The sequence below is a fragment of the Mucilaginibacter sp. genome (genome assembly GCF_965277465.1).
In the GTDB taxonomy this organism is placed as follows: domain Bacteria; phylum Bacteroidota; class Bacteroidia; order Sphingobacteriales; family Sphingobacteriaceae; genus Mucilaginibacter.
On sequence record NZ_CBDICW010000001.1, the window covers coordinates 2,417,450 to 2,435,281 of the forward strand.

13 protein-coding genes are annotated in these 17,832 nt (G+C 41.4%); 1 reads left to right on the top strand and 12 read right to left on the bottom strand.

Translation table 11 applies throughout. From position 1 onward, the window contains the following. From ACQY4U_RS10845 to ACQY4U_RS10900, 12 genes are all read right to left on the bottom strand, one after another. The gene (locus ACQY4U_RS10845) at positions 1-2,166 is read right to left on the bottom strand and encodes an urea transporter (RefSeq protein WP_428329426.1); all 2,166 of its coding nucleotides are present in this window, start codon (positions 2,164-2,166) and stop codon (positions 1-3) included. Next, positions 2,163-3,527, bottom strand: a complete 1,365-nt coding sequence (locus tag ACQY4U_RS10850) for a hypothetical protein (protein ID WP_428329427.1) — start codon at positions 3,525-3,527, stop codon at positions 2,163-2,165. The genes ACQY4U_RS10845 and ACQY4U_RS10850 overlap by 4 nt, the downstream gene beginning before the upstream one ends. Position 3,528: 1 nt before the next feature. Beyond that, a complete protein-coding gene (locus tag ACQY4U_RS10855) occupies positions 3,529-4,590 on the bottom strand; it encodes an ATP-grasp domain-containing protein (RefSeq protein ID WP_428329428.1) in 1,062 nt (353 codons plus the stop codon). A gap of 25 nt (positions 4,591-4,615) precedes the next feature. Further along, positions 4,616-4,858, bottom strand: a complete 243-nt coding sequence (locus ACQY4U_RS10860; protein ID WP_428329429.1) for a PqqD family peptide modification chaperone — start codon at positions 4,856-4,858, stop codon at positions 4,616-4,618. Positions 4,859-4,944: 86 nt separating this feature from the next. Continuing rightward, the gene (locus ACQY4U_RS10865; protein ID WP_428329430.1) at positions 4,945-5,322 is read right to left on the bottom strand and encodes a response regulator; all 378 of its coding nucleotides are present in this window, start codon (positions 5,320-5,322) and stop codon (positions 4,945-4,947) included. Between the two features lie 109 nt (positions 5,323-5,431). Next, entirely contained in the window at positions 5,432-6,133 is a 702-nt protein-coding gene (locus tag ACQY4U_RS10870) for a LytR/AlgR family response regulator transcription factor (RefSeq protein WP_428329431.1), read from the bottom strand. Between the two features lie 2 nt (positions 6,134-6,135). Next, positions 6,136-7,308 carry a sensor histidine kinase gene (locus ACQY4U_RS10875; RefSeq protein WP_428329432.1) on the bottom strand — a complete coding sequence of 391 codons (1,173 nt, stop codon included), beginning with the start codon at positions 7,306-7,308 and terminating at the stop codon, positions 6,136-6,138. A gap of 299 nt (positions 7,309-7,607) precedes the next feature. Further along, on the bottom strand, positions 7,608-9,308 hold the full coding sequence (locus ACQY4U_RS10880) for a sodium:solute symporter family transporter (protein WP_428329433.1): 1,701 nt from the start codon (positions 9,306-9,308) through the stop codon (positions 7,608-7,610). A gap of 86 nt (positions 9,309-9,394) precedes the next feature. Further along, positions 9,395-10,891, bottom strand: coding sequence for an L-arabinose isomerase (gene araA / locus ACQY4U_RS10885; RefSeq protein WP_428329434.1), 1,497 nt, complete (start codon positions 10,889-10,891; stop codon positions 9,395-9,397). Positions 10,892-11,009: 118 nt separating this feature from the next. Beyond that, the gene (locus ACQY4U_RS10890) at positions 11,010-11,711 is read right to left on the bottom strand and encodes an L-ribulose-5-phosphate 4-epimerase (RefSeq protein ID WP_428329435.1); all 702 of its coding nucleotides are present in this window, start codon (positions 11,709-11,711) and stop codon (positions 11,010-11,012) included. Next, on the bottom strand, positions 11,708-13,423 hold the full coding sequence (locus ACQY4U_RS10895) for a ribulokinase (protein ID WP_428329436.1): 1,716 nt from the start codon (positions 13,421-13,423) through the stop codon (positions 11,708-11,710). Before ACQY4U_RS10895 ends, ACQY4U_RS10890 begins: the two co-directional genes overlap by 4 nt. A 106-nt stretch (positions 13,424-13,529) precedes the next feature. Then, positions 13,530-14,237: an NUDIX hydrolase gene (locus ACQY4U_RS10900; RefSeq protein ID WP_428329437.1), complete on the bottom strand. Its 708-nt coding sequence runs from the start codon at positions 14,235-14,237 to the stop codon at positions 13,530-13,532. Between the two features lie 540 nt (positions 14,238-14,777). On the opposite strand from ACQY4U_RS10900, the gene ACQY4U_RS10905 reads away from it, so the two are divergent. Then, positions 14,778-17,819: a SusC/RagA family TonB-linked outer membrane protein gene (locus ACQY4U_RS10905; protein WP_428329438.1), complete on the top strand. Its 3,042-nt coding sequence runs from the start codon at positions 14,778-14,780 to the stop codon at positions 17,817-17,819. Positions 17,820-17,832: the final 13 nt, after the last annotated feature.

The following is a 17,832-nucleotide window of genomic DNA, read 5'->3' on the forward strand; positions in this document are numbered from 1 at the left end:
TCAGTAAATATTTTCTACAATCCATTTTGCTTCAACTTTCTTTCCGTTTAAACTCACTGTAAAAGCTTGTATGCTGTTGCCATTAAGTAATACCGTTGCCTCCATTGTTTTTTTGCGGCTACCCCAAATAGTACTGTGCTGCTCAGCACAAAAGGCTGTTTCAGCTCCCTTAGTTATACATGCATTATTATAGCTTAATTTTATAAACTGTTTAAAGGGTGCCAATACATCATGCAACCACAAAATAGGTTTATTGGCAAATAATTGTACCGGGTAGGCATCCGTAACCTTAACTTTTTCATCGCCTACAAACATTACTTTGTAGGCAGCTAAATAAAAATAGAATAGAAGTGATTTTTGATCTCCATAAAAGCTGGTGAAATAAAAAGAGCTGCCGTTATTAATAAAATAGGCTACAGCCCCTGTTGTTTTACTCTGGATGTAGGATTGGTTATAGGCATCGGTAAAAACTTCCAAATGTTCGGTTTCAAAATCAGCTGCTGATACGGTAGCCAAATAGCCCGGCTGTAATTTAAATGCCTGTTTAATTGAATGGGTAGTCCCGAGCGGACTAATTTCTTCCCCTTCGGAAGGAATTTTAAAGCTGCAAAGGCTATTGTCTTTTTCGTCGATAAAATATGAAAACGGATATGCGAGCGTTTGCGAGCCAATATAGGGTGTGGTTTGTACCTGGAAATGCAAATGCGGCTCAGGTGAGCGGCCCGAATTACCACAGAGGGCTATCAAATCGCCTTGTTTAACAAAATCACCTGTTTTTACTTTAATGGAATTTTTTTTGAGGTGAGATACCTTGCTGTACAAGCCTGTTAAATGCTTTATAACAATGGTATTGCCCCAGTTTTCAATCGTATTTACCTGTCCAATTTCGTTATCGTCAATATGGGTAACCACTTCTTCAACTATGCCATCGCCGCAGGCCAATACAGGTTTGTTGTAGCAATAATATTGTTCGGCCTGTATGCCCGGATATTTATAGGTATTGCCATCCTCGTCTTTTATAACAAAATCAAGTGCTTTGCCCCAGGCTTCTTTGTGGGTGATAGTACCGTCGTATCCTTGCGAAATCGTCCATCGTCCCATAAATGGCAGGTTAAATTTGAAATATTTAAGTTCATCCAAACGCTCTTTGGCATTTAAATACTGGTATAGATTTCTCTCTGGCGAATAATGCTGTAAAATGGTCAGCTGTAATTTGCCGGGGCTTATCCTCAGCCTGAAAAAAACAAGCAATAAAAAGGTAGACAGGCAAAAAGGCAGGGAGAGCACAGGCAGATCATAAATACCTAATATTTTGGTGAACCCATTGATGAAAAGCATAGTGATGGGTACAGTAATGAGTGCCCATAAATACGACCGTGCCGAAGGAATCAGGAAAAAGCTGCCAATGGCCGCCGATGCCATCATAACGTTACTGCCCAAATGATAGTAACTGAAACCTTCGGGATAGGTGCCGGTTAGTTTGTTAAACAGGCACGCTACAGTAAAGGCAATAAAAAGCAGGCTAAAGTTAATGCGTGAGTGAATGAGTAAACCAATGCTGATGATGATGCCGGTTAGGATATTATTCTGGAACAGAACGGCGCTCAATGCCCTGAAAAATAAACCAGGTAAATAGGGGATATGGCTGAAATCAAACACACCGGTTAATTGAAACGCATTGTTTTTTGATGTGGTAGAGAGTTCATTTAATATGGCACTGTTTTTTTGCTCAAGCCCCATATGATAAATACTGTTAACGGTTGCAAGCACTATCCAAAATGTAATAACAAAGGGTACTGATAACAGGGGATAACCGTATTTGCCCAATAAGGTGGCAAGCGTTACGCTTAATATAGCGGTAATTAAACATCCTATCAGCAGCCAGCAAAAAAAGGAAATGTTGAACTGGTAAAAAGTACCAAAGCCTATCCCAAGCAACAGCGAATTAAAGCTGAAGAGGCCTATCCGTGTACTTTCGCGGCAATAACCCATCAGGCTTACAAAGCCAATAGTGAAAATTACGCTGAGCAAGCCTGCTATACCCGCAGTAGGGTTAAAAAACGAAACAGCAAGCAGCAGCAGGCCTAATATTTTGTTTTGCGAGAAGAACAAAATAGCGTAACTGTTAATTACAGCCTGTATGCTAAACGGAATGCTTTTTTTCACTTGCTGATGTGGTGCGAAATTAAATGCGCCGGAACTATTTCCGGTGTTTCCATATATTCTAATGTTTCAGGAACCCTGAGCTGGTGCACCTGCTGGTCTTCGCCAATTAATACTATGCCGGGCCTGCTGGTTATAAACTGCATCCATTGGGTCATGTTATAGGCGCCAACTTTGTGCACCACAACATTATCGCCGGTATTGAGCAGGGGCAGGTTTATGCTTTCCCTAATCACGTCAATATTCATACAAAGCGGGCCGTAAATCACCATATTTTCGGTATGCTGGGTGGTGTCCTGTGCGGGAGTAACCTGGTGATCGTACCAAAAGGAGGTAAATAGGGTGTTAACACCAAAATCCATAATGGTAGCTAAGCGGCCATCGTTTAAGCGTTTGTTTGCTATTACGGTACCCAAAAGGTAACCTGCATCATCAATCAGCACCCGGCCACATTCTAAAATTAAAAGGGGCAGCTCATCCTGCTTAAAGCCAAATTCAAGTATGGTGGTGGTAATTGCTTCGGCAAAATCATCTACTGATGGTACGGTATCAACCCCAGGTAAATAAGCGCCCTTAAGGGTATTGGTTGATGGGAAACCACCACCCATATCCAGGTATTGAATAGGGTTGTTTAACTGTTTACTGCATTTCATAGCAAGGCTGCACATTTTGTCAGCGGCCACCCTGTAGGCATTTACCGATAGCATAAAAGTACCGATATGGCAGTGTAAACCCACCAATTGCATTTTGCCCGACTCAACTATTTTGGTTATGGCATTCCAGGCTTCATCGTTTTCGTAATTAAAACCAAAGCGATCCCACGAAGGGTAAACCCCGGTATCCATATTTACGCGGATAGCCACCCGTGGTTTTTTATCCAGGTTTTTGCAAACCTCAATAATGGTGCACAATTCATCAAAATGATCAATATGGATCAGGGAATCATTTTCAACTGCTAAAATTATGTCCCGCTTATGCTTGCCCGGGCCGTTAAATATAATTTTGTTACCGGGTACTTTGTTGCCTATTGCCTTGCGGTATTCTAAACCCGATACTACCTCGGCCCAGCTGCCTTCCTGGTGAAATATATTGCAGACGGCATTTAAGTAATTGGTTTTATAGCTCCATGCAAATTGCACGGCAGGGTAGCGGGTTTTAAAAGCCCTCAATGCTGAATTATAATTACGGCGGATCTGCTTTTCAGATAATACAAACAGCGGAGAGCCATATTGCTCAATTAGACCCTCAACGGGTTGCCCGTCAATATATTTAACGGTTTGTACCTCGGTACGCGTGCCAAATTTATTCATTGGGCCGGTATTCAGCTTTTTGATATATGGCCGCTCGTATTTTAGTTTTTGCACGTTATTTAATCAAATTTAAACCAGCCACGGCTAATTCACCAAATGCCGAAAATTGCTGAAAGTCGGCAATATCAACCAAATGATCCCATGAGTAGCGTATAAACATTTTGCCAACCTTATACTCGGTAAAGGCAGGTACTTCTTCGCCCAGGGCCATTTTTACCAAAACCGCAGGCTGGTTTTGCCCGGCCCCGGCTGTAAGGTATATCCACGCCGGGAATCTTGGGTTTATTTCCATAATAAACAGGTTGCCGTTAGCATCGCGCATAATTTCAAGTTCAAAGCCGCCTTTCCATTTGGTTACGCTGGTAAATTGCTGCGCAAGGGCTATAAGGGCAGGGTCTTCAATGGTTATGCCTGCCCAGGCTTTTCCCTTATCGGTAATGTAAAGCTTACGCATAGGTATTATGCTGATGGCATTGCCTTTGCCATCGCCTAAGCCTGCAATATTTATCTCGGTACCCTTAATAAATTGCTGGGCTATAACAGGTAAGCCCCACTTGGCACTTAGCTGGTAAAATGATCTTTGCGCAACGTCGGCCGTATTGCTAACATAAGCCTCGTAGTACTTGCCCTTTATAACCAAAGGATAACCTAATTTATCCGATGCTGATTTTAGATCGTTCACCGAGTAAAGCAAATGATCTTCGGTAACATTAAAGTTGTTTTTAGCAGCAAATGCAGCCAGGTTTATTTTATCTCGTGCCTCCAGCTGTTCATGTGTAGGCAAAAAGGTTTTTATGCCTATGGTATTTAGCCAGGGGGCTATTTTTATAAAGTTGTAAAGTTCTGAATCAAAGTTTGGGATAATAAGATCAAGGTTTTCCTGTTGGTGAATACTGGTAAGCCTGTCCATAAGGGCGGCAGTGCCAGCCGATGGATAGGGGATTTGATAGGCGGCATCAACCATATCAGGCATATAGATGCCGGGTTCCATTGATTCATAGCTTAAGCCGATGATTCTTAAATTATCTCTGCCAAATTCTTCAATCAAGGCCCTGATAACTGCTACACCAGGACCCGGATTATCATTGGCGTTTAAGCCTGTTATACCTATATTCATAATCCTGATGTTATCAGTAGTTCAATTAAACTTCAAGCAAATTAGCTTCTTTTAGTTGTAAAATCCAGTCTTCCCAGTCGCGTTCCAATTGTTCGGGCCTAACTTCGTACTTTTCTAATATGTCCTGTTTTATTTGTGCATCAGTTTCACCGCTTTTAAGGGCGGCTAATATGGCTGTTGCCAATGCATTACCTGAAAATGAATCGCCTGTTGCCGGGTTGAAAATAAAACCGTTCTCACTTGTTGCTATATTTTTTTTTATTTTCATGATAGGTACCCGCTTCAATGGTGCTAATTTACTTTTTCAGGATATAAATGTAATATTTTACTTGTTTAGGCTGCTAATGATTTTACTCAGGATGCCATTAAATAGTCAATTCTTGAGGCCAGCACATCCAGATCAAGCGGTTTTAAAAACAACGCATCGCATTTATATGAATCGGCAATAGCTCTTTTGCTCCTGTAGGCCGTAACTACAAATACGGGCACATTAGCAAGGTCTTTGTCTTCCTTCAAATCCCTGCATACCAGTTCACAATCCTCATCGAGCAGTAAATAATCCAATATGATCAGATCGGGCTTCAATGATTTAGCCTTATCATACACCGCATTAGGATCATAGATAAGATGCAGATCAAAGTTACGGTAAAACATAATGTCGTCCATAACTGATAATATCCTGGAGCCTTTATCAAGTACTAATATCTTTTTGTTGGTTAATGTATGCTGCATGGCTGTAATATTATTATTGGTTTATTTAAAATTCAGGTTTATTTTAAATAAGCTAAATAATGTGTCGCTCAATACAGGTAATATACCGACGAATGCATTTATTGGCATGCTATTTTGACCACCCCTTAATAAATTCGGAGTAATTATTGCCTACGGGTAGCTCAATGTTATCGAGCTTAACTTTATGGTTATGAATGGATTTGACCTTCTTTATAGCCACTGCATAACTCCTGTGTATGCGGGCAAACTGGCTCGGCGGGAGTTTCTCCAGGATGCTTTTCAACGTAAGTAAAGTAAGGATCGGTTTTTCGGCAATGGTGGTATATATTTTAATATAATCCTGCATGCTTTCAATGTATTTAATATCCTTCAGGCTAATCTTTATCAGCCGGTATTCGGAGTGCACATAAATACTTTCATCCGCTTCGTCCTTAGCTGCGCTTTTGTATTTATCATAATCAACAGCCTTTTCAACCGCTGCCGAAAAGCGTTTAAGATTGATAGGTTTCAGTAAATAATCCAATGCCTGTAGTTCAAAGCCCTCAAAGGCAAAGTTTTTATAGGCGGTAGTAAATATAACCATCGGCCGTGTGGCCGACAGTGAGCGCACCAGTTCGATCCCGGTAATATCGGGCATATTAATATCAATAAAAAGTAGGTCTACCTTATTACTCTTCAAAAACTCAGCCCCCGAAATTGCATCTTCAAATGTACGGATCAACTGCAATGCCGGAAATTCAGCAACGTATTTGGTTATGATCTCCAATGCCAATGGCTCATCATCAATTGCTATGCATTTTAACTGGCTCATATTTAGTATTCAATTTCTAAATTCACGGTAAACAAATTGTTATCGGTATTAACGTTCAGTTTGTGTTTACCAGGGTATATATGCTCCAAACGCTGGGTGGTGTTAACAATGCCAATTCCTTTCCGTTTTATAGAAGATATGCTTTCAAAAATAGTATTCTGACAATAAAAGATTAACCGGGTTGCTTCCACGTTTAAGCTGATATTAATTACAGCCATTTCGCGCTTGCTGATGCCATATTTAAATACATTTTCAATAAAAGTCATCAGCAATAAGGGCGCTATTTTTTGGTTCAATATTTCGCCGGTAATGGTGAAGTTTAATTGCGTGGTTTTTCCTATACGGAGCTTTTGCAGATCAATATAATCATTAATGCAGTTGATCTCATCTTCTAACAAAACAAAATCTTCGGTAACCTCGTCAGTAACATATCGCATGATGTTCGAGAGTTTCATGATGCTTTCGGATGTGTTTTTATTATTCGTTACCGACAGTGCGTAAATATTATTAAGCGTATTAAAAAGAAAATGCGGGTTGATCTGTGCCTTTAAAAAAGAGAGTTCTGCATGGGCTTTTTCTGCTTCGGCCTTTACTACTAATTTTTCGGTCATCTGCCATTTTTGTACGGTGCTTACGGCTATACTTAAACCTATTACAATAATAAATATAAACAACCCTACCATATCAATATTGCCCGATTGATGAATAAATATAATACCGTTTGGCCGTTTAAAACGAGGATCCTGCATGCGCATATCTTCGTGCGGCAGGGGGCCAAAGGGCATGCTTTTCATGCCTGGGGCTGCACTATCGGTACTGGTTATGGGTATTGCGGTGGGTGCTTCTGTAGTGTTTGCTTTATTTTTTAACAGGTTATGGCCAAGCAGGTTATCAAAGGGTTGTAAAAAGTATACACAGCCCGAAAGCAGTATTACTATAATGCCATAATAAACATATCTTTTTTTGAATACAAACCGGGGTACCAGATACCAGGCATTTAAGTAAAACATAAAAATATACGTTAAACAAAAAAGCCAGTAATAGGGCGAAAGCACAACATAATAGGTACTGCTGCTGCTTTGCTGCGTACGGTTCATAAACAGCAGCGGGAAGCCTAAAAACACCAGCCAGCCGGCTGCATGAATAAAGAATGTGGTGGCCTTAGAGCGAAGCATTTTAATCTTTTTGTTCCCCGGAAAATAGATACTGCTTTAAAATAATGTAAAACATGTTTTCTAAATATATGGTGTTTTTTAATTGTTATTGCCTGTTTTGTTATAAAAGCTGCAAATGGTGATGGAGATAAAGGTGATGAATAAAGCAACAATCAAAAACCTTTTATCGCTAAATGAGGGATTTGTATAGATGAATAAAGGATAGCCATAAAATTAAAATGGCTGCAAGGCGGGCGCCTTAACAGCCATTAACCAATGTATAAAAAGGGAGGAATGTTTATTTTTATTATCTTAATTTACTACCAGAACTTTGCATAAAGCATAGTAAGCAGTATAAGTGTTACTACAATTAATGCCAGGGTTGATTTTTCTACCTTGAACATTGACCGCGGAATATCGAATGCTTTTGGGTTGATCTTTGGCCCTGCAAAACTGATGGCAACCATAACAATAATGGTGAACATAAACGACAGGCCCATACAGATCAGGAAGGGGATTTCATAACCGCCTTTACCATTAGGGAAGGCCGTGTATAAAAATGTTTCGTGCCCGAATAATGCTGGAGCATAGTTATTAAATAATACCGACATGGCAAACCCGGTTAAAATACCCGCAATGGCTGCTGCACCGGTAGTGCGTTTCCAAAAGAAGCCCAAAATGAAAATGGCAAATATCCCCGGACTAATAAACCCGGTATACTTCTGAATAAATGTAAAACCACCTTCGCCGCCAATACCTAAAAGATCTTTCCAGGTAAGGATGATGGAGAATATCAGCGCAGCCAAAATAGTTAGCTTGCCCACAATAACCATCCTTTTTTCGCTGGCGTCTTTGCTGATATGTTTTTTGTAAATATCCAGAGTAAAAATGGTGGAGATACTATTAGCCTTACCCGCAAGCGAAGCTACGATAGCGGCAGTAAGTGCAGCTACTGATAGTCCTTTTAATCCCGTAGGTAAAAAGCCGAGAATGGCAGAGTAAGCATTATCGGAATTGAAATGCCCGCCTGATGACATTTCGTGCTGCAAGCCGCCATTTTTATACAATACGTAAGCTGCTATACCCGGTAATACAACAATTATAGGCATTGCCAGTTTCATTAAACCTGCAAACAGGATCCCGGTACGCGCCGTTTTAAGATCGGCACCGAGAGCGCGCTGAGTAATGTATTGATTACAGCCCCAGTAGTTAAGGTTAACTATCCATTGGCCTGCAAAATACATGGCAATACCCGGCAAGGCAAGGTATTTATTAATATCGGCCTGCGATGCGCCTGGTTTAGGTTTGGCCATCATCATTTTAAAGTGATCGGGAGCATCTTTTACCATCGCATTTAACCCGGCCATCGCATCTTTGCCTAAGCCAAAATGCTCGCTTACTAATGTTAAGGCTATATAAGTTGTAGCTAAACCACCAACCACTAATACTAAAACCTGTATAACATCGGTAAAGCCTATAACTTTCATACCACCCAGGGTAATGAAGAGCGCGAATATAGCCAGCGCTATGATGATCTCATGCAGGTAGCCGCCGCCGGCAAGGTTGTTAATAGCTAATGCCCCAAGAAAAAGGATAGAGGTAAGGTTTACAAAAACATAAAGAAACAGCCAAAAAATAGCCATCACAAAGCTCACCGTTTCGTTGTACCGGGTATGCAGAAACTGCGGCATGGTGAAGATCTTATTTTTCAGAAACACCGGGATAAACCATACCGCCACAATAATAAGAGCGATAGCTGCAACCCATTCATAAGCCGCTACGGCAAGGCCCACTGCAAACCCTTGTCCGCTGGTGCCAATAAATTGCTCGGCCGATATGTTTGATGCTATCAGCGATGCCCCGATAGCCCACCAGGTAAGCGAACCTTCGGCAAGGAAAAAATCCTTACTGTCTGATACGCCTTTAACTTTTTTGCGGCTGTATACCCAGTAACCATAGCTGGATACCACAATAAAGTAGATTACGAAGATGACGTAATCGATGCTTGAGAATTTGTTCATAAAAGGGTTTTATTGGTAATAGTTTTAGGGTATTATACAGGCCGGCAACCGTCATTTCCCATCAGGATTGACCGGCCTGTAATTGTTTAGTTTATTTTATAGGCAGCATCGTTCCAGCGCAGCTCGTTACGGAACTGGTCAAGCCTGGTGTCTTTACCAATACGTAAAAACTCAATCCCGGCCATGTCAGCAAAATCCTGCAAGTGTTCGGCAGTTAAGTTTTGGCTGTAAGCGGTATGGTGTGCGCCACCTGCATAAATCCATGCGGCACAACCGGTTTTCATATCCGGGTAAGGTTTCCAAAGCACGCGCGCAACCGGCAGGTTAGGCAGGTCATGTATCGGTTCAATAGCTTCAACTTCGTTAATGATCAACCTGAAACGGTTACCCATATCAACAATTGAAGCATTTAAAGCAGGGCCGCCAGCTACATTAAATACCAAACGTGCCGGATCGGCTTTGCCGCCAATACCTAACGGATGCACTTCCAATGATGGTTTTCCATTTGCTAATGAAGCATCAACCTCCAGCATGTGCGAGCCTAAGACCAGGCTGTTATTTGGATCGAAGTGATAGGTATAATCTTCCATAAAGGCATTGCCGCCCTTAAGTCCGCTGCCCATTACCTTAAAGGCACGTACTAATGCCGCTGTTTTCCAGTCACCTTCGCCTGCAAAGCCATAGCCTTCGGCCATTAAGCGTTGTGCAGCAATACCCGGTAACTGGATCATACCATGCAGATCTTCGAAAGTATCTGAAAAGCCCTTAAAGCCGCCGTTCTCTAAAAAAGTACGCAACCCGATCTCAATTTTTGCCGCCTCATAAACCGAAGCGTGTTTTTCACCACCCTTAAGTAATGCGGCATCCATTGTATATGTATTTTCATAATCGGTTAAAAGTGCATCTATAGCCTCCTCGCTAACCTCATTAATTATCGCAACTAAATCGCCAATACCATAAGTATTAACCGCAAAACCAAATTTTAATTCGGCTTCAACTTTATCACCATCGGTAACGGCAACAAAACGCATGTTATCGCCAAAGCGGGCAAATTTTGCGCCTTGCCAGTCGTGCCAGCCTGCTGCTGCCCTTGTCCAGGCTTCTATCTGGCTTAATACTTCTTCATCCTGCCAGTAACCAACCACCACTTTCCTGTTTTTGCGCATACGCGATACCATGAAACCAAATTCGCGGTCGCCATGGGCGCTTTGGTTCAGGTTCATAAAATCCATATCAATAGAGCTCCACGGAATATCCTGGTTAAACTGCGTGTGTAAATGCAGCATTGGCTTTTGCAGGATACTTAAACCACGGATCCACATTTTAGCGGGAGAGAAGGTATGCATCCAGGTAATTATACCAATACAATTTTCGGTGCGGTTTGCTTCCAGCAGGGTGTTATAAATTTCTTCGGTTGTTTTTACTACCGGTTTGTATACCACGCGTACCGGGATCTGCCCCGAACCATCAAGCCCTTTGGCTATTTGTTGTGAATGCTCAGCAACCTTTTTAAGTGTTTCTTCACCATATAAATGCTGGCTTCCGGTTATAAACCAAACCTCAAATTTTTTTAGATCGATCATTAATTTAACGTATTAAGTTATAATTCAATTATTGCAGTAAGGTTTATAATACCTGCTGCAGGTGTTTATTATTGCTTTGTTATATATTGGTTTAAAATAGTCAGCAACTAAATATAAATCAATTTTGGCCATAGTATGACAATGGCCCGTGTTTGCGCTCAAAATGTTTTTTTATCAGTGATGATTTTAAACGCTGCACATCCGGATTAATCTGCTCGGTTAAATGCGACATTTGCGCAACCGACTCTAAAACAGCACTGTTGTAAACGGCTTTAGCAGCTGTTTTACCCCATGTAAATGGTGCATGGTTACCTACCAATATCATTTCAATATCGGTATAGCTTAAGCCACGTTCATTAAGGCAATTGATAATCTGGTACCCGGTTTGGTATTCATAATCACCTTGTATCATTTCATCATCCATTGGAGCGGCGCAAGGAACGTCGGCTGTTAAATGGTCGGCATGGGTGGTGCCATAAATAGGTATATCCCTTTGTGCTTGAGCCCAGGCCGTTGCATAGGTAGAGTGGGTGTGTACTATACCGTTTATATCGCTCCAGTTTTTATAAAGCACTGCGTGCGTCTTAGTATCCGATGATGGCCTCAGATCTCCCTCAACGGTGTTGCCGTCAAAATCAACAATCACCATTTTTTCGGGCGTAAGTTCCTGGTAAGGTACGCCGCTTGGTTTAATGGCAAAAACGCCCAGGCTTCTGTCGGCGGCGCTAACATTACCAAAGGTAAACAGCACCAATCCTAATTTTGGCAGCTGCATATTTGCTTCAAATGCTTCCTGTTTTATATGCTGGTATTTACTCATGATAAAATGGCGTCTGCTTGTTGTAAATTAAGGGTGTTTTTAACTGCAATTTGCCATTCAGCAAATTTGCCCAGGCTTTTATATTGCTCATAACGGTTGGTATAGATCTGCTGGTATTGCTTATCCGGATAATATTCAACATCAAAACCGCGGCCCATTGCGGCCATAGCTTCTTCAACGTTTGGATAAATATCGGCTACAACTGCTGCAAACATAGCCGCCCCTAAAGCACAGGTATGTTTAAACTGATGGATACGGATAGGCATATTAAGTATATCGGCCATCATTTGCATTACAAACGGCGATTTTTTTGCCACCCCGCCAATCCCGATGATACCTTTAACGGGGATACCTTCGGTAATAAAACGGTCAACAATGCTTTTGGCACCAAAGCAGGTAGCTTCGGCTAATGAGCGGAAAACTTTAGGCGCATCGCTACCTAAGCTTAAACCTGTAATGGCGCCCTTAAGTGTTTGGTCGGCATCTGGAGTGCGGCGGCCGTTAAACCAATCAATAGCTAATTCGTTATTTTCTTCAATGGGTAAAAGCATAGCCTGCCTGCTTAGTTCAGGTATAATGCGTTCGCTCATTTCATTGCGCAAGGCTTCGGCTGTTTTTGCATCAATAATTGCCGAATCTTTCAGCAAATTATTCAGTGGCCACGAGATCATATTTTTAAACCATGCATAGGTATCGCCAAAGGCAGACTGCCCGGCCTCAAGCCCAGTCATCCCGGGAATAACCGAACCATTTACCTGCCCGCAAATACCTTTTACTAATTTACCCTGCATTTCATGTGTTGGTGCAACCAAAATATCGCAGGTTGAGGTACCCATTACCTTGCTCAGGTGATAAGGCTCTATTTGTCCCCCAACTGCGCCCATATGTGCATCAAATGCACCGATACCAACGGCCACATCGGTTGACAGGCCAAGCCTTTCGGCCCATTCTTTACTTAAATAGCCTGCTTTTTGGTCTGCTGTATAGGTTTCTGTAAATAGGCGCGAGGTAAACCCTTTTAACAAAGGATCAAGCGAGGTGAAAAACTCATCAGGCGGAAGGCCGCCAAATTCTTCGGCCCATAGGGCTTTATGCCCTGCCGAGCAACGACCGCGCATGATATGGCCTGCCTCTTTGCCCCCGGTTAAAAGGAAAGGAATCCAGTCGCAATGTTCAACCCAGGAGTGGCAGGCATTGCGTACCTGCTCATCAGCCCTTAAAATATGCAGCAGTTTTGCCCAAAACCATTCGGACGAATAAATACCACCTACATACTTAAGGTAGTTTATATCAAAACGGGTAGCGTGCTTATTAATTTGAGCAGCTTCGTTAACCGAGGTATGATCTTTCCATAAGATGAACATGGCATTAGGGTTTTGCTCAAAACCCGGCGTTAAAGCCAATGGAACGCCGTTTTTATCAACCGCTACTGGTGTTGACCCGGTGGTATCGATTGAAAGGCCGCGAACTGATTTTGCTGCAGAACTGCCTCCTGCTTTTTGCAGGCAATCCTTAATGGTTGTTTCCAGTCCTTCTATATAATCGAGCGGGTGCTGCCTGAATTGATTTTCGGCAGCGTTGCAATATAAGCCATCCTGCCAGCGTGGGTAATTAAATACCGACGAGGCTATTTCTTCGCCATTAATGGCGTTGATTAACACCGAGCGAACAGAGTCAGACCCATAGTCCACTCCAATCACAAATTGATCCATATTGATGTGAGGTTTTATAATTAGTGTCGAAATAACAATTAATTTATCAGAAAAAAAAATATCTCCTTAAAAACATTTAATTATTTTTTTGACTATGTGTAAAAAATCAGAGCAGTAGGGTATCCGGGTTGGGGATGAAGTTTAAAAACGCCTGGAACTTGGCATAATAGTTCTGCATGTTGAGCTGGTAGTAATAAGCGCCGCGTTTTGAGCTCGCTTTATCCTTGTCGGTCAGTTTTATCAGTAAGCCGGTAGCTAAAACCCTTTTGCTGAAGTTTCTTTTATCAATGGAGGTATTAAAAACACTTTCATAAAGCGTTTGCAGCTGCGGAATGGTGAATTTTTTGGGTAAAAGCTCAAATAAGATAGGGTGGAGGGCTGCTTTATAACGGATCCGTCTTTTTGCGGCCTCAACCATTTCCTGGTGATCAAAGACAAGCTTAGGTACTCGTTTTAATGGGAACCACTCGGCATGATAATCGTTACTAAGCTGTGTTTCATACTTGTGAATATCGATTAATGCAAAGTATGATACTGATGCCGTACGTTCAATAGGGTCGCGGTTGGTGCTGCCAAATGTGTACAATTGCTCCAGGTACACCCCGTCAAGGCCGGTAAGCTGTTTTAAAATGCGATTTGCAGACTGGTCAATACTTTCAGTAGGCTGCACAAAGCCACCCATTAAGCTCCAGTTACCTTTCTCGGGGTTAAAAGCCCTTTTTATTAAAAGGATTTTTAAAGTTTCACCATCAAACCCAAAAATTATACAGTCAACTGCTAATAACAGGCGGATTTGTTTCGAATATTTGTGCATTTGATAAAGATAAAGTCAACTACGGCGAACAAATATAATTTTTTTTTTCGATGTGGAAATTTATTATCAGGTAGCATTTTTATTCAATAAAATACTTAATTAGCCCATTTTTACCATATTATTAGTGTATTAAATACACCTATTATTTGAATTTTTTTTAAGTGTTTATTTCACAATTAAAAAAAAATTATTCTACCTTAGATTTTAATTAGGCCGGACAATATACCGCCTGACTATAAACCAAATAACCAAATTATACTATTTTTTTACAGACAGCGCCAGGTTGCAACCATAAAGCCTAATGTAAAAATGTGATGTTTCAGAAATTATGAGAGCAAATTCTACGAATCGTTTTCTTGAACAAGTGTGCGCCATTTTTAAAAACAGCGGCTATTTAAAAAACCGGTATCATGCTGCTTTTGCCCATGGATTTCCTGAGAGTTGCTTTGGTTTTAATACCCTGCGGATATATATACCTATATCCGTTTATCAACCTGCCACCAATTAATTCAAAATAACCAATCATCAAAAAAACAAATTATGAAATCACCCCGACTTGAAATTTTAAGAAGACACGGCCTAAGCATAGTGTTCTTATTATTGATGTTAGCATCATCAATATGCACTATGGCACAAACACCGGTAAAAGGTGTTGTAAAGGACGATACCGGAGCGGCGCTTCCTGGGGCTACCGTTGCCGTTAAAGGCGGAAAGCTAAATGCCATAACTGATATTAATGGAAATTTTACCATTAGCGCTGCCAGCGGCAGTACGCTTGTAGTATCATTTATAGGTTACGAGCCACAGAACGTTATAGTAGGCGATTCGCCGATAAACGTTGTGTTAAAAGCTGCATCAAGCTCACTAAATGAGGTAGTTGTGGTTGGTTACGGCTCACAGAAAAAGGAAAATTTAACCGGTTCGGTATCCGTAGTAAATTTAAAAGATGCTGATAAAAGGGTAACTTTTGATGTAGCCAGGGAACTGCAAGGCCAGGTTGCGGGCGTTGAAGTGAACGGATCAGGTGTACCCGGAGAAGGGGTTACCATCCATATTCGCGGCGTAAGTTCATTAACCAATAACAATCCGCTATATGTAATTGATGGTGTACCTACCATGACGCCTTTTGATTTCCCAACGGGTGATATTGAAAGCATGCAGGTTATAAAAGATGCCTCTGCGGGTGCTATCTACGGATTCCGTGGTGCTGCGGGTGTAATCATCATCACCACTAAAAAAGGGAAGAATGGTCCGTTAAAAATCAATTACAGCGGTTATTACGGTGTACAGAAAAATCCTAAACAGTTATCAGTTACTGACAGGGCCGGATACCAAAAAATTGCTGACGCTGCCGAAACCAATGCCGGTATTTCATTAGCACCGGGTAATGATCCTTCGTCAAGCTCATATATCAGTAACGTAAATACCAACTGGCAAAAATCAGCCTTTAAAACCGGGATCACTGAAAATCACGACCTGAGTTTTTCTGGCGGTAATGAGTTTACCACCTATAAAATAGCAATGGGCTATTTTAACCAGACAGGTACTGTAGTTGCTGGCCCATACTTTAAGCGTTATAACGTTAGTGCCGAAATGCAGGGTAAAAAAGGCATTTTCTCCTACGGTGCTAAGCTTGCTTACACTGAAGCGTACTACAGGAATTTGGCCTATCCGCGTTTACATGGTACAGGTAATGAGATTGTTGACTTGGTTTCGGCTATCCCTACTATGCCGGTATATGATCCATCACGCGCAGGTGGTTTTGGCGGGGTTGATCAAAATACACAGCGTGCCATATCGCTAAATATCATCGGGGTAAATAACCTGATCACTAACGAGAGCCAGCACAACAGGTTCTTAGGATCGGCATGGGGCGAATTAGAGATCATCAAAAACCTGAAATATAAGATCAGTGTTAGTTATGACAGAACTGATTACCGTAACTTTTATTTTGAACCTACTTATGATTTGGGTTGGTTTTACCCAAGCATATCTGCTTATTACAGCGATGCAAGAGGCGAGCCTTTTACCTCATTGATTGAAAATACTTTAAGCTATAAGTTTTCTGTTAAAAAGCACAGTGTTGAGCTATTGGCCGGTACAGCTTACCAAAAAGACAGTAACAATACCATTTTTGGATCGGCTACTAATTTAACCCAGCCTTATCTGCTGTCGTTTGATAATGTGAGCGATCCAACCAATAAATTGTTATTTGGTAACAGTGGCACCCGCTATTTTTACTCGCCGATATTTGGCCGTGTTAACTACAACTATGATGACCGTTACTTAATAACAGGTAACTACCGTCGGGATGGTACCTCACAACTGCCCGCAGCAAATCGTTACGGTGATTTTGCAGGGGCATCGGTTGGGTGGAATATCAGCAAAGAACATTTTATTCACCTGCCGGATATTATTACTAACCTGAAACTGCGTGCAGGTTACGGTAAACAAGGTAATGTTGAAGCTTTGGGATACTATGATTACCAAACGGTTGTTAACTCAAACGCCAGTTACGTATTTGGAAATACCCTTGCCAGCGGAACCAGCCAAACTCAGGTATTTGCCCAAAACAACAAATGGGAGCAAAAACAAACCAAAAATATCGGGCTTGACCTGAGCATGCTGAATGACCATTTATCATTCACTGCTGAGTACTACGATAACAAAATTGACGGGATTCTTTTAGCCGTACCTATTCCTGCTTCGGTAGGTGCAACCAATACGCCGGTTGTAAATGCGGCATCGTTTACCAATAAGGGGCTTGAGTTTACAGTTACTTACCATAGCCAGTCGCAAGGTAATTTCCGTTATGACATCAGCGCTAATGCATCAACACTTAAAAATAAAGTATTATCGTTAGGTAACGGTAATAACCCTATCTATGGCGCGTACAGCAAAACAGCTGTAGGGCACGAGGTAGGTGAATTGTATGGTTATGTAACACAGGGTATTTTCCAAACTGCATCAGATTTAACCAACCATGCTACACAAATAGGTGCCAAAGTAGGTGATATTAAATTTAAGGATATAAACGGCGATGGTATAATTACCGATGCCGATCAAACTTACCTGGGTTCAGCCATCCCTAAATTATACTTTGGTTTAAACCTTAATGCTTATTACAAAGCTTTTGATGCATCGGTATTTATACAGGGCAACACAGGCAGCAAAATAGCCAACGGTATTTACCAAACTTTAATGCAGGGCCAGTATGTAAATGCATCAACTGATGAATTAAATTTCTGGACGCCTACCAACACTAATACCAATGTGCCGCGCCCGGTAATTGGCGACCCGAACGGTAATGGAAGAAACTCAGACAGGTTTATTCAGAATGGTTCATACGCACGTATCCAAACTGCGCAAATTGGTTATACCATACCATCATCAATATTAAACAAAACACATGCCTTTAAAAGCTTCAGGGTATATGTATCAGGCCAAAATCTGTACACCCTTACCAAATACAAAGGTTATGACCCTGATTTTATAAATGATGGAACTATTAACAGGGGCTTTGATTATGGATCGTTCCCTAATCCGCGTACCGTATTATTAGGCGTACAAGTAGGTTTATAACTATTTAATATTC

What these genes read in the sequence shown, in the direction of transcription:
- ACQY4U_RS10890 (WP_428329435.1), bottom strand. Translation starts at nt 11,711, where the DNA reads ATGAGTAAATACCAGCATATAAAACAGGAAGCATTTGAAGCAAATATG.
- ACQY4U_RS10865 (WP_428329430.1), bottom strand. Translation starts at nt 5,322, where the DNA reads ATGCAGCATACATTAACCAACAAAAAGATATTAGTACTTGATAAAGGC.
- ACQY4U_RS10860 (WP_428329429.1), bottom strand. Translation starts at nt 4,858, where the DNA reads ATGAAAATAAAAAAAAATATAGCAACAAGTGAGAACGGTTTTATTTTC.
- ACQY4U_RS10900 (WP_428329437.1), bottom strand. Translation starts at nt 14,237, where the DNA reads ATGCACAAATATTCGAAACAAATCCGCCTGTTATTAGCAGTTGACTGT.
- ACQY4U_RS10880 (WP_428329433.1), bottom strand. Translation starts at nt 9,308, where the DNA reads ATGAACAAATTCTCAAGCATCGATTACGTCATCTTCGTAATCTACTTT.
- araA (WP_428329434.1), bottom strand. Translation starts at nt 10,891, where the DNA reads ATGATCGATCTAAAAAAATTTGAGGTTTGGTTTATAACCGGAAGCCAG.
- ACQY4U_RS10870 (WP_428329431.1), bottom strand. Translation starts at nt 6,133, where the DNA reads ATGAGCCAGTTAAAATGCATAGCAATTGATGATGAGCCATTGGCATTG.
- ACQY4U_RS10855 (WP_428329428.1), bottom strand. Translation starts at nt 4,590, where the DNA reads ATGAATATAGGTATAACAGGCTTAAACGCCAATGATAATCCGGGTCCT.
- ACQY4U_RS10875 (WP_428329432.1), bottom strand. Translation starts at nt 7,308, where the DNA reads ATGCTTCGCTCTAAGGCCACCACATTCTTTATTCATGCAGCCGGCTGG.
- ACQY4U_RS10905 (WP_428329438.1), top strand. Translation starts at nt 14,778, where the DNA reads ATGAAATCACCCCGACTTGAAATTTTAAGAAGACACGGCCTAAGCATA.
- ACQY4U_RS10895 (WP_428329436.1), bottom strand. Translation starts at nt 13,423, where the DNA reads ATGGATCAATTTGTGATTGGAGTGGACTATGGGTCTGACTCTGTTCGC.